This is a genomic window from Pseudoalteromonas sp. Bsw20308 (genome assembly GCF_000310105.2).
In the GTDB taxonomy this organism is placed as follows: Bacteria; Pseudomonadota; Gammaproteobacteria; order Enterobacterales; family Alteromonadaceae; genus Pseudoalteromonas; species Pseudoalteromonas fuliginea.
Window position 1 is genome coordinate 79363 of the sequence record NZ_CP013139.1, and the last position, 12598, is coordinate 91960.

Here is a 12598-nt window from a genome sequence, read left to right on the forward strand (position 1 = left end):
TGTATGTCTTCGATGACACTGAATAAGCTCGTTGAAAAATTGAGTCCCGACTGTAGAAAGAGCCTAGAAGCTGCTGTTTCAATTTGTAATAGCCGTAGTCATTTTACTGTTGAATTAGAGCATTGGTTACTTGCTATGATTGAACAAAAATTAGATGACGTTAGGCTTATATTTGGCTCATTCGATATTGATATTGATAGAGTTCAACAAGACTTAAATCAGTCGCTTGAATCATTAAAAACAGGTAGTGAGTCTTCACCTAGTTTATCCGTTCATGTGACTAGCTTATTAAAGCAATCGTGGTTAAGCACAAGTATAGAATTTACAGATAACCAAATTCGCAGTGCTTATGTTCTTTATACACTCACTAAAGACGATACACTTTCGAGCTTAGTGACTCGTTGCAGTAAGTTATTTAATAAAATTGAACCTGGGCAACTCTTGCATGCCTGGCCAGAAATAGTTGCCCAATCAGAAGAGCGAAACCATTCGGTACAAAGTGCAACTGCACAAACAAACTTAAGTTCTAAAACCCCTAGCCTTGACCAGTTTACTGTTGATTTAACGGCGCAAGCACTGGAAGGAAAAATTGATCCTATTTTAGGAAGAGATTTTGAAATTCGTCAAATGGTCGATATTTTAACAAGGCGTAGACAGAATAACCCTATTCTTACCGGTGAGGCCGGTGTTGGTAAAACGGCTGTTGTAGAGGGACTTGCACTTAGAATCGCACAAAAAGATGTACCCGCAGTGTTACAGAATGTGAAAATTCATAGCTTAGACTTAGCTTTGCTTCAAGCTGGGGCTGGTATGAAAGGTGAATTTGAAAATCGCTTAAAATCTTTAATTAATGAAGTGAAAAATGCGATTAATCCAGTAATTCTTTTTATTGATGAAGCGCACACTATGATAGGGAGTGGTGGTACCGCTGGTCAAAATGATGCTGCAAATTTATTAAAACCAGCACTCGCTCGAGGTGAATTACGTACAATCGCTGCGACAACATGGGCTGAGTATAAAAAGTTTTTTGAAAAAGATGCCGCATTAACTCGTCGTTTTCAGGTTGTTAAAGTTGAAGAGCCTACACCAGAAAAAGCAGTGGCTATGTTACGCGGATTAGTGCCTGTAATGGAACGCCATCACAAAGTATTTATTTCTGAGCAAGCATTAGAGAGCGCTGTTCACTTATCTCATCGCTATATAACAGCAAGACAATTGCCAGATAAAGCGGTTGCATTGCTCGACACTGCTTGTGCGCGTGTTGCCATGAGCCAAGCATCGACCCCCAGTAATATAGAGCAACTTGTTAATAGATTAAGTGAGATTGAAACGCAAGTACAGATGCTAAACCGCGAACAAAAAACGGGGTTAGATCATTCAGAACAACTAGATACGCTAAAAGCTGAGTTAGTTGATATTGAAAAGCAACTTGAGCCATTAAATGAGCAATTTAAATTAGAAAAAGAGATTGTTACAGATCTCAACAAAGCACTCGAATCAATAAACTCCGAAGAGGATGAATCTTCAGCACAGATGCTTGAAAGGTTAAAAGAAAGTAAACATAAACTTGCCTCATACGAGCATAACATGGTGCATTGGCAAGTGGATGAAGAGTTGATTGCACAGGTTATCTCTGATTGGACGGGAATACCCGTAGGGAAAATGCATGAAGATGAAATTCATGGCATTTTAAACCTAGCAAGCCAAATGAAAGAGCGTGTAGTAGGACAAGATCATGCACTTGATTTAATCGCTAAGGTTGTACAAACGTCTCGTGCTCAACTAGCCGATGAAAGTCGACCAAATGGTATTTTCATGCTCGCTGGCCCAAGTGGTGTTGGTAAAACAGAAACAGCCTTATCACTTGCCCAAGAAGTGTATGGCAGCGAAGAAAATGTCACCATTATTAATATGTCTGAATTTAAAGAAGAGCATAAGGTGTCTTTATTGCTCGGCTCACCTCCTGGTTATGTCGGATATGGCGAAGGCGGTATTTTAACCGAAGCAGTAAGAAGGAAGCCCTACAGTGTTGTGCTGTTAGATGAAATGGAAAAAGCGCACCCAGGTGTTCAAGATATTTTTTATCAAGTATTTGATAAAGGTACAATTAAAGATGGTGAAGGGCGTGACATCGATTTTAAAAATACAATTATTATTATGACTTCAAATGTGGGCACAGATACAACAATGAGCTTATTTGAAGATGAAGAGAGTAAACCAAGTATAAAAGGTTTATTAAAAGCATTACAAGACGATTTATTAGGTTCATTTAAACCTGCATTTTTAGGACGGATTAACGTAATTCCTTATATTCCATTGAGTGATAATATACTGACTGAAATCGCAGGGATTCAAATAGATAAAATAATTAAAAGAGTTAAAAAGAATTATGATGCAAAACTCACTTATAAAAGTGATGTTGTTGAGTATATTATTGCTAATTGTCAAAATGCAGGGTCGGGTGCAAGGAATATACATACGATTTTGCAAAATAAAGTATTACCTTTATTATCTGAAGTTTTATTATCTAGCATGGTAGATGGCAACAAAGTTAGTAGTATATTGTTGTTAATTAAAGATAATGAATTTGAAATTGAATTAAATTAAATTTATTTTTAATATAACTGATTAATAAGGTTGTTTCTTTAGTTTTAGGGCATTATAATTTTGGTGTCTTAGGTAACTACATGGAATTTTTGAGACATTGTCTTCATCTAGGGAAAGGAATTCTGAAGACCTTTTCATTGCTGTTATAAAGATAATGATTTCAAAGGAATTTTGGGAAACCAAAGTAAATAATCCAGTATTAATGGATAACATTGTTTAATTAAAAGGAGCATTATCAAATGCAAGCAAATACATATTTAAAATACGGTTCAATTAAAGGCGAAACTACTGCTGAGTCTTTCAAAGATTTAATTACAGTTTTATCACTTGATTGGAACGTAAGCCGTGAAATTAGCTCAGCCACTGGTACAGCGATGGATCGTGAATCTAGCTCTACTCGTTTAGGCGATGTAACAATTACTAAACTTCAAGATAAAGCGTCTCCTGACCTTTTCAAAGAAGCAACTATTGGTAAAGGTTTACCAGCTATTTTCCATATCACTAAACAAGGTGATAAAGTTGAAGAAATCATGAAAATCGAACTAACAGATGCAATGATTTCTAGCTATTCAGTATCAGTACAGAACGATCGTCCAATTGAAACAATCACTATCAGCTACACTGAAATGATGATGACTGTTACACCGACAGACGACAAAAATAACATTACTGCGCCACTTGTATATGGTTACAGCGGTGTTAAAGGTCAACAAATGTAATATTTGTTGTCTAATAATGGCTCTGGGCTTTGCTCAGAGCTTTTTTTGATCTCTAGGATGGGAAAAGCAAGGAATGCAAAAAGCAACACAAGATAAAAACGTAATTCAAATTAGCACCCCTGCTGGTAAAGACGCCCTCTATTTAACTCGTTTTGTCGCCCAAGAGGCAATGTCTGACTTATTTGTTATGTCAGCTAATATGTATACGATTGGCAAGCAAATAGCACATGAAGACTTAGTTGGTAAGCCTGTTTCTATAAAAGTAAAAAATGCTGAGGGTGGCGGCGAACGTTATTACCATGGCATAGTCAGTCATCTTGTTTCAAATGGCAGCCGTACAGCGGATGTCGATGAACAAAAAAATTATATTGACTATCAAGCGACAATAGTTCCTTTTGCGGCGTCAATGCGCAACCGTAAAAATAGTCGTATTTTTCAAAAGAAAACAATTAAAGATATTTTTGCAGATTTGTTTGGCCAACACAGCGTTGCCTTTTCAGACAAAACAAGCAAAACCTACCCTAAATACGAATATTGTGTTCAATATCAAGAATCAGATTTTGATTTTATACAACGCTTACTTCAACATGAAGGCATTTTTTACTTCTTTGAACACTCAAACAGCAATCATACACTTGTGTTAGCTGACGATGTTACAGCCTACGAAGTGTGTGGAGAGGCAAAGGTAGTTTATTCAACCGGACACCTTAGCGAGTCGCATGTATCACGCTGGCAAGGTGGTTTAAGCATTGCCCCTGGTAGCTTTAAACGTGTTGGGTATGATTTTAAGCAACCCTCAAGATACCCTGATGGAGAGCAAGCAAATCCTGAGTTGCCAACACAATCGGTATCAGAAATATTCGAATATACAGGTGAGTCTGAATGTCACCCTCGTGCAGCAAGTATGGCATCGGTACAGTTAGAGTCATTGCAAAGAGACATGAAATTATCAAGCGGTAAAAGTGATTGTCGTTCTTTTACCGTGGGTAAATTATTTGGTTTTAAAAAACATGAAGATCCTAGATTAGAAGGTAAAACCTTTGTTATAACGTCAATGATGACGTCAATAACGGTGCCTAATCAATCAGGTGGTCAGCAAAGCGCGGCAGACGAGGTTTACTCAAATCACTTTGAATGTGTACCAAAAGAAATACCATACAGAGCACAAATTAATAAAAAGAAGCCTGTAATCAATGGTGTGCAAACGGCAATAGTGACTGGCGACAGTGCTGACGAAATAATGATTGATCAATTTGGTCGCGTTAAAGTGCAGTTTGACTGGGACCGAGAAGGCAAAAAAGATTCGAAAAGTTCATGTTGGATACGTGTTGCTCAAAATTGGGCTGGTAAAAAGTGGGGCGCCTTTTTCTTTCCTCGTGTAGGGCAAGAAGTACTTGTTGATTTTATAAATGGTGACCCAGATCAACCTATTATTAGCGGCGCAATTTATAACGCTGATTTAATGCCTCCGTATGCATTACCCGCTGAAAAAACACAAAGTGGGATTAAAACACGCTCAACAAAAGAAGGTGGTGCTGATAACTTCAATGAGCTGCGTTTTGAAGATAAAAAAGGCAGTGAGCTTTTATACATACAAGCTGAAAAAGATAAACAACTATATGTTAAAAACGATCAAAATGATAAAACCGATAACGACCATAATGTTGAAATTGGTAACGATCGAAAAGTAGATATAGCTAACAATGACAGCTTAAAAGTAGCTAAAAACCATATTGCTGATATAGGTGAGAATGATACTTTAAAAGTAGGAAAAAAATTAAATATCGAAGCCGGTGATGAAATTATTATTAAAACAGGATCTGCTCAGATTAAAATGAGTAGCAGTGGTAATATAACTATTGAAGGCACTAATATAAATATTAAAGGTAGTAATATAAAAGTGGATGGCAGTGCTATTACTTTATCTGCCGGTTTAATTAAATTAAATTAATGCAATTATGGAAATAATAAATAGTTTTCAAACAGGTTTGAGAAATGGCATTAATAACAATGGGCATGTTGTATATTGTCGTTATGGGTTGCCTCATTTGATTTGTTTACCAGTTAATAGGCCTGATGATCCATTGCTAAATCCTGCATTAAGTCATTTAAAGGCAATGGATGGCTACTACGCACAACAGTTTTTTGTATACTTACATACCTCGTTAAATAGTGAGGATGTTGTATCAGGATTATATCAGTATGTAATGCAAAGTCCTGTGGCGCTTTCGGATTATACTAAAAGTGAACTAATTGATGAATTATCTCGCTTAGTTGCACATAATAAATTATTAATTATTCCTTTATACGAATAATAGAATTACTTAAAAATCAGTAATAAGACAAGGAGTCTAAATGGGTAAGCCAGCAGCTACAATTGGTCATATGCATGTGTGTCCTAAAACTACCGGCACAGTTCCGCATGTTGGTGGTCCTGTTGTTCTAGGCTCTAGCAATGTATTAATTGGAAGTATGCCCGCAGCTCGCAAAGGCGACATGATGGTATGTATTGGTCCACCCGATAGCATTAAGTCAGGATCTGGCTCAGTTAAAATTAATGGAAAACCAGCCGCAAGAATGGGTGATGATAGCTCCCATGGTGGAAAAATTGTTGTTGGTAATCCGACTGTATTAATAGGTGGCTAACGTTGCTATCTAATTACTTAAGTAACTATGAAGCTCAATTGCTGGTAATTAGTAATGCGCAGCTTTGCCCGTTTACTTCTGTAGGGCATGTTAAAACACTCAAAAAAAGGCTACTAGAGTTATGTTGGTTAAATGCTAAACGTAATAACTTAAGCCAAGTATTTGTTAAGCCAAATTTAGAGCAGCTAATTGCATTTCAGGAAAGTGGACAGACCCATAATTCTATTTCTCAAGCTTGTATAGAAATAATGGCAAACCTTCCTCAAACCGTAAATATTAAGTTTATCAACTGTGTGCTTAACGAGCCTGAGTTACACGCGGTTGCAAAGTTAATTATACGTAAAGTTTTATTACAGCAACACAGCCTCAACCTTGTGCCTTTAATTGATATAAGCACTTTGTTTTTAGCTTATAGCACTGAGGATAAAATTTCAGACCAAGCTTTGAGTGCAATTGAAGAGATTTTATTCGTCACAAGTAAATCGAATACCAAAGAACTAATAAATATTTTTGATAATTTAACCAAAAATGGACTTGTTAACTCACCGTTAATGTCTCTTTTTTTACTATCGCTAAGTCTTGAACAAGTTAATACTGTTAGTAACTATGCAAGCAACATTGTATCTGTTGATCATACTTTGCAAGTATTACTACAAAGTGGGTTTGTAAAGCTTATCCCGCTTGCTAATACGGTACTGCATCAAGTAAAAAAGCCAGAGCAAATAGTTGCCTTGATTAAACGTATCCTTGGTGAAAAATTAGATGTACTCGTAAACTTTGAAACACAAATGCAAGCGAGAAATGGTAATGAACAAGCCTGTTTAGATTTTCAGCGGCAGTTACAGGCTAACTGGCCAAGCTATGAAAGCCAGATGTCTTCGCTGAGGTTACTTGCAGGCAGAACATTAAATGAGCCATTAAATGCGATAGAGATGTCAGCAATGGATTGTCAAAGCCAAGCGGTATTTAATCTATATACTTATTATCAGTCTGTTGCCGCTAGAAAAGAAAACTCAGGAACATTGTTATGAGTGCTTTTAGCGTATCAATAGATTATTTATCAATGCCTGCGACGACAAGTGTAGATGAATTACTATATGGTGATGTGACTGCCGCCCTAGAAGGGAAAAAATGGCAGTCGTGGGATGTATGTATTTACGATTGCATCGTAAAATCGAAAGAGCTAATTAATAAAGTAGAAGACTTTAATACGCCGCTTGTTTGGCTTTTGCCTGCATTATCTTATCAAAGTGAGCTTAAGCAATTACTTGAAAGCAGTTTAAAGCAGTTATACCCAGATCATGTTGAACACTTATTATTTTATGGTGTAACGAGTGCACATGTCGCAGTTGCTTTAACTAAAAAAAATCATTGGAAAAAAGTAAATATAATTGCGCTTGATGCAACTTTTAAAGCTGATGCATCAGGGCAATACAGCTACCAAGGTGTTGGCGGAGTATTTGCAACACTTGAGGCAAAAAAAACTGGGTGGTCGCAAGTAAACTACGAAATAACACCCTCAATTGATTTTGTTAAACATAATCAATTAAACGGTATGTTTACTCGAGTGGCTGAGCAAGCTCAGCAGTCTATTGATATTATTTTTGCGCCAGGAAATGGCATTAACCACGACAGTGAAGTGTGGTTAAACGATTTACAGCTGCTCAGTGCGTTAATTAATGAGCAGACACATTATGAGCTGCCTAATTATAAGTTAGGCCAAATTGGTGCGCTGGAAGGCGTTGTTAATTTATATCAATTAACAACGAGTCCCGTTATTGAAAATCATTGCAAACACGCTCTTATGATTTCGCAAGAACAAGCAAAGCACCAAGCAGTAGCATCATACTTATGGATAAGTGAGGAAGCACACAACTAATGCAAAGTAATACAGTTGTTTTACAAGGAAAAAGTTACCCTATTTGCCTCGTTGCTGGTAAAGGTCAAACGCCATCTGGTTATGCTCCTGTAGTAGCTAACACGCCTGAAAGTGCTAAAAAGCAAATTGCTCAAGTTGGCAGTACATTAACAAGCGATGCAACTAAACGTCTCGACGTAATTAACTTGCTCAACACTGCCGGTGTGAAATGTCCTCGTAGTGCCACAGCACGTGAGACTGCCAGTGTACTTTCGCAAGCGTTAGTTGCAGGTACTGTGAGTTGCTATCACCAAAAAGCAAAGTCGGCTATTCAAGTCAGCGATAATACAAATGCTGGCTCAGCAGGTAAAAAATCAGCTAAAAAGGGCGAGTCACCCGCGTCAGGAAAAAGTGCCGCGCAAGCACCGGTAACAAATACGGGGGGGGCAAGCGATTCGACGCCAAGTGAAACACCCATTACTGAGCAAGAATGCCGCTCAGATCCGGTTTCAATGCTATCGGGTGAAGAAATACTGCCGCTAATTGATTTTACTTTAGCAGGCAGTCGCCAATTAATATGGCGACGTTTGTACCGCTCATCCCATGCCGATGTGTGCAGTGTTATGGGAAATGGTTGGCGCCACGATTTTATGGCAAGCCTTACAGAGCATTATTTGCCGCCGCCAAAAGTGGGCCCTAAGCAAAAAGGGACTTACTGGTTAGAGTACCAAGATGAGCACGGCGCTAAACACCGCTTTGAAAAAGTAAAGCCTGGGCAATCGAGTTATCAGTTAAGCAGTAACCTTGCACTGCATTATCAAACTAATGGTAAGCAAGTCCTCGTTACGCCAGACGATCAACACTTGACCTTTAAAGCCGGTGAAAATTCATGGTTACTTGAAAAAATAATCAATGAAAAAGGCCAAAGTATTGGTTTTTATTACGATGCTAAAGAGCGCATAAATCGTATAGAAGTAAATAAAGCACGTGGCTGTATTATTAGTTACAACCAACAGGGTTTACTAAGTAAAATTGCGGCTTACCACACAGATAAAAATAATAAACAGCAGCTTATATACCCTGTACTTGCAAGCTATGAATATGATGAAAACAACAACCTTATTCAAGCAACTAATCAGCAAAACGAAACTGAGCGTTACGCCTACAACGCTGCTAATTTATTAACAAAGCGTACCCGAGCCAGTGGTTTTAGCCATCATTTTGAATGGGACAGTTATTCATCAAGTGCTAAATGTATAAAACAATGGGGCGATAACAACACCTATACGTATCAGTTTGAATATAATTTAGAGGCTGGTGAAGCAACCTGTATAGACTCACGCGGTCATAAAGAGCACTTTGTACATAACGCACAAGGTAAGCTGGTAAAACATACCGACCCTAACGGCAACGTATGGCAATATACATACAATGCGCAAGGGCAAAAGCTCAGTGAAATAAAGCCCGACAGCAGCACAACGCGCTATAGCTATACACCTTTCGGCCAATTAGAAACAATAACGCAGCCAGATGGTAGCCAAACCCATTTTGCTTACAACCAACTTGGGCAACGTGTATTAACGACCTTACCTGATGGCCAAACCATTACGCGTAAATACAGTGTGGCTGGCTTATTACAAAGCGAAACCTTTGGCGATGGCCGCACCACATTATACAGCTACGATAAGCTCGGCCAGTTAACCCAGCATATTAATAAAAATGGTCAAATCACCAAATTTATTTGGAACGAGCAAGGCGAGCTGTTAGCCAAACATCTTAACGATGAGCTAATACGTTACAGCTACGACAATTTAGGCCGCGTAAATGCCACACTTAATAACGCAGGTTTACTCACTCAATATAAGTACAATGAGCACGGTCAGCTTACACAAACAATTGCCTTTGATGAAAAAGAGCCTGAAAATAAACAGCATCAATATTTTAGTTACGACGAAGCAGGGCGGTTAATTAGCTCGCAAAACAGCAAAGGCGACACCACAGAGCAACACTTTGAAGGGCTAAGCCAACCGCATTGTGTCATTCAGCCCGATGGCAGCGCACTGCATTTAACCTACGACAAAGAGCGAAATTTAACTGCCATCGAGCGAAGCGACGGCCACGTATACCGCATAAGTTACGACGCGAACGAAAACCCAACGCAAGTAACCGGGTTTGATGGCACGCTACAGCAGTATAAATACGATGCCTGTAACCGCCTAGCCTCAGTAACGCAAAGTAATAAACGCCATGTAAAAATAGAGCGCGACAGCCTAGGCCGTGTAACTGCGCAGCATGCAAGCCTTGCAAGCGACTCACATATTGTTAATAACGCCAATTACTACAGCTATAACCTGCAAGGTAAAATTACCCGTGCGCATAATGCACAATCAACTTTAAAGCAGCAGTTTGATAAAGGCGGGCGGTTACTGCGTGCTGAGCAAGTACATAATCAGCAACAAGCGCACACCTTAAAATACAGTTACGACGAATACGGCAGAAGAAAAGCGCTTACGCTGCCAGATTCAACCACACTTAAATATAGCTACAACCAGTTTGGCCAGCTAAGCGGTATTAACTTACTGCAAAGCAACAGCAAAGAGGTAGAACTTGCACAGCCGCTCGTAACATTAAGCTACGACAGCCAAGGTAATATTAAAACCCAGCAGTTTGGTAACAGCATAACCCTTACTCAGCAGTTTGATGTATTCAACCGTTTAACGCAGCAGCAGCTTACACATCCAGCGCAAACATTATTTGATACCTGTACGTATAACTACGACAGCATAAACCAGCTGATAGCCCGTAAAAACAAAGGCGTAAGCAGCCAAAATATCAATTTTGAATACAACAGCCTTGGCCAGTTAATACAACAAACTTTAGCAAGCTCACGTGCTGATACAACTACACACTACCAGTGGGATAGCTTTGGTAACCCGCAAAGTCAAATAGTTAAATCAAACACAAGCGATGCGAGCACTAAAGATACTAGCACGTGTGATAAAGAAGCTAGCGATACAGCTAACGGCGAGCAAAGTACAAAACTTGATGCAGCCAGTAATGAGCATACAGCCAGCTCTTCTATTGATTTAACACGCGCCACCCATAGCGAATACAATGAGTTAGCGCCAAATGGTAGTGAAAGTAGTAGTAAAAATAGTAGCAACGCTGACTCAGTAGTAAGCAATGAAAGTACGAACAACACCACAATAAACAGTGCCACCGACGCCGACCGCCTAACACACTTTGGCGACAGCGACTTTTACTACGACGAATTTGGTAACCAAATACGCGAAACCGGCAAAGGCATAAAAACTCGCCGTGAATACAACGCGTTTAACCAGTTAAGCTGTTTTAATAATAACGGCACGCTCACGCAATACGACTACGACCCATTAGGCCGTCGTATCGCCAAGCACACTGAGCACGGTAAAATTGACTACATTTGGGATAACGACCAATTAATCGGCGAATGCCAGCACGGTGAATATACCTGGTATATCAACCTGCCAAATCAATTTCACCCAGTCGCGCTGATTAAACAAGGCGAGGTGTACTACTACCATCTAGACCAACTGAATACTCCACGCTTTGTTACCAATAACAAAGCAGAAGTCGTGTGGGAAAACCAAGCCGATGTGTATGGTTATGAAGAGTTAAAAGCAGAATCAAATAAAGAAGATTCTTTTACTCAGCCAATCCGTTTTCAGGGGCAATATTTAGATATCGAGAGCGGCTTACATTATAACCGCTACCGCTACTACAGCCCCAAACAACAGCGTTTTATAAACCAAGACCCAATAGGTTTAGTGGGTGGGATAAACCATTATCAATATGCGCCAAATCCGGTGAATTGGGTGGACCCGTTTGGGTTGAGTTGTAAGGAAGGCTCTCCTACGGATAATCTAGTTCCTGTAATAGGCGCGTCTGGTAAAATAGTTGAACATATATCACGTGATACTAAATTAGTCAGATTCGAAAGTCCTCTAGAAAGTACGCCGATGACACCGCATGAGTCTCCGTATTTTGACGTTTCAAAGGCGATGGAATATGGTTTAAAGCCTGATTACTATCAAGCGTTATTTACTGCGTCAGAGTCAAACTTAGAAAAACTGACTAACCTAAGAAAAGATCAGGGCTACTTTGACGATGGCGTGGTACTAAAGCAAGCAACAGTTGGTGAGTTATTAGATAAAAATCCTAATGCCAAAGTCTTAGCAGACTTTAGGTTCAATGGTTCTGTTTTAGGTAAAGAATCTGGGGGCTATGTTGTGGTTAATACTAAACCACCAAAGCCTAAGCGGAAGGATATAAACGATCCTAGTTTTGCACATTTAAATGGTTTAAACCATAAAAAAGCAGCTGTAGGGGAGTATAATGCACACCAATTAATGCTCGAAAAAGGCTATAAACCCCTTGGCAGCACTAATGGAGAATATAAACCCGGTCAAACAGGTATAGATGGAATTTACGAGAATCCAAATCCATTACCTGATCATGTTATTACTGAGGCTAAATATAATAAAGCTCGCCTAGGTAAAACTATTGATGGTAAACAAATGTCTGACCCTTGGGTTACCGATAAAAGGTTACAGAAAGCAGGGATAAACGAACGCGATAGAAGAAAAGTATTAAAAGGTCTCCAGAAAGATAAAGGAGGAGTCCAAAAACTACTAATTCGCAATAAAAAAGATGGAAGCCTGTCAGTAAAAGTTTTAGATAAAAATGCAAACATAATAGTTAAAGCACCTGAGCTATAAGAGAACAAATC

8 protein-coding genes are annotated in these 12598 nt (G+C 39.0%); all 8 read left to right on the forward strand.

All coding sequences use genetic code 11. The features are described from left to right. Window positions 1-3: 3 nt before the first annotated feature. The 8 genes from tssH to D172_RS17645 all read left to right on the forward strand — a co-directional run bounded on the left by tssH (window position 4) and on the right by D172_RS17645 (window position 12587). Window positions 4-2607 carry a type VI secretion system ATPase TssH gene (tssH, locus tag D172_RS17610; protein WP_007377087.1) on the forward strand — a complete coding sequence of 868 codons (2604 nt, stop codon included), beginning with the start codon at window positions 4-6 and terminating at the stop codon, window positions 2605-2607. Between the two features lie 239 nt (window positions 2608-2846). Continuing rightward, entirely contained in the window at window positions 2847-3326 is a 480-nt protein-coding gene (locus D172_RS17615) for an Hcp family type VI secretion system effector (RefSeq protein WP_007377086.1), read from the forward strand. Between the two features lie 73 nt (window positions 3327-3399). Further along, window positions 3400-5277, forward strand: a complete 1878-nt coding sequence (locus D172_RS17620; protein ID WP_007377085.1) for a type VI secretion system Vgr family protein — start codon at window positions 3400-3402, stop codon at window positions 5275-5277. A 7-nt stretch (window positions 5278-5284) separates the two neighbouring features. Then, window positions 5285-5641, forward strand: coding sequence for a hypothetical protein (locus D172_RS17625; protein WP_007377084.1), 357 nt, complete (start codon window positions 5285-5287; stop codon window positions 5639-5641). 40 nt (window positions 5642-5681) lie between these two features. Then, window positions 5682-5972, forward strand: coding sequence for a PAAR domain-containing protein (locus D172_RS17630; RefSeq protein WP_007377083.1), 291 nt, complete (start codon window positions 5682-5684; stop codon window positions 5970-5972). 2 nt (window positions 5973-5974) lie between these two features. Continuing rightward, window positions 5975-7003, forward strand: a complete 1029-nt coding sequence (locus D172_RS17635) for a hypothetical protein (RefSeq protein WP_007377082.1) — start codon at window positions 5975-5977, stop codon at window positions 7001-7003. Next, window positions 7000-7851: a hypothetical protein gene (locus D172_RS17640; protein ID WP_007377081.1), complete on the forward strand. Its 852-nt coding sequence runs from the start codon at window positions 7000-7002 to the stop codon at window positions 7849-7851. The genes D172_RS17635 and D172_RS17640 overlap by 4 nt, the downstream gene beginning before the upstream one ends. Continuing rightward, complete coding sequence (locus D172_RS17645; protein ID WP_007377080.1) at window positions 7851-12587, forward strand: RHS repeat-associated core domain-containing protein; 4737 nt, start codon at window positions 7851-7853, stop codon at window positions 12585-12587. The genes D172_RS17640 and D172_RS17645 overlap by 1 nt, the downstream gene beginning before the upstream one ends. Window positions 12588-12598: the final 11 nt, after the last annotated feature.